Here is a 911-nt window from a genome sequence, read left to right as displayed (position 1 = left end):
AGCTGGCTTTATCTGGAAGGACGTTCTGTCTCACAGATGATGTCAAAGATCTGCGGGGTCGATCTGCGTGATGGCAAATTCGAACCAGGAGAGGTGGCGCAAACGGTTGTGGCACGGATCGGCGCGGTCTTGATCCGTCAAATGGACGAGGGTTCCTACGGGATCCACATGCTGACGGATTTCGCCTCGGCCGATTACCTCTGGGACGTACTGGAAGATGCGTCTGCCGAATTCGGCGGTGGCTTCACCGGAGCCGGGAGGACGTAAAATAGCAACGTATCACTTCAATTCGGACAACGGCGTTCCGGTCTGCGAACAGGTGATGGAGGCGCTGATCGGCTGCAACCACGGCATTGAGACTGCCTACGGTGCAGACCAATATACCGCGCGACTAGGACCTGCCTATTCCGACTTCTTTGAGCGGGAAGCGTTTGTTTTTCCAGTGCCTACAGGCACTGCCGGCAATGGGCTTGCTCTCGGCGCCATCACCCCGACCTACGGCACCATCTTTTGCCACGAGGCTGCACACATCGTGACGACAGAGGCGGGCGCGCCCGAGTTCTACAGTGGTGGCGGCCGGATGACTTTGCTCTCCGGCGAGCATCACAAGATATCGGTCGAAACGTTTGAGAAGGCACTGCAAAAGCACGGGATCGGCAATGTGCACCACATGGCCGCCAGTGCGATCAGCCTTACTCAGGCGACGGAGGCAGGTGTCGTCTACGAGCCGGCGGAAATGCAGGAATTGAGCGCGGTCGCCCATAACGCCGGGATGAAGGTTCATCTGGACGGAGCACGATTGGCAAATGCCATAGTCCATTTGGGCGCCTCCCCTGCGGAGATAACCTGGAAATCCGGCGTCGACATTCTGACCTTCGGGACCACAAAAAACGGAACAATGAATGCGGAAG

At 57.6% G+C, this 911-nt stretch carries 1 protein-coding gene and 1 pseudogene; both read left to right on the top strand.

Annotation, left to right across the window (positions count from 1 at the left end):
• Positions 1-267: pseudogene (locus RCCGE510_RS32660) on the top strand (sarcosine oxidase subunit gamma family protein); the annotation flags it as partial.
• The coding region (locus RCCGE510_RS32655) for a beta-eliminating lyase-related protein (protein ID WP_240539738.1) at positions 218-911 on the top strand (694 nt) is incomplete at its 3' end. The pseudogene RCCGE510_RS32660 and the gene RCCGE510_RS32655, both read left to right, overlap by 50 nt.

It is taken from the genome of Rhizobium sp. CCGE 510, assembly GCF_000292525.1.
Taxonomy (GTDB): Bacteria; Pseudomonadota; Alphaproteobacteria; order Rhizobiales; family Rhizobiaceae; genus Rhizobium.
The sequence above is the reverse complement of the archived record's forward strand: the minus strand, read 5'-3'. Positions and strand labels throughout refer to the sequence as shown.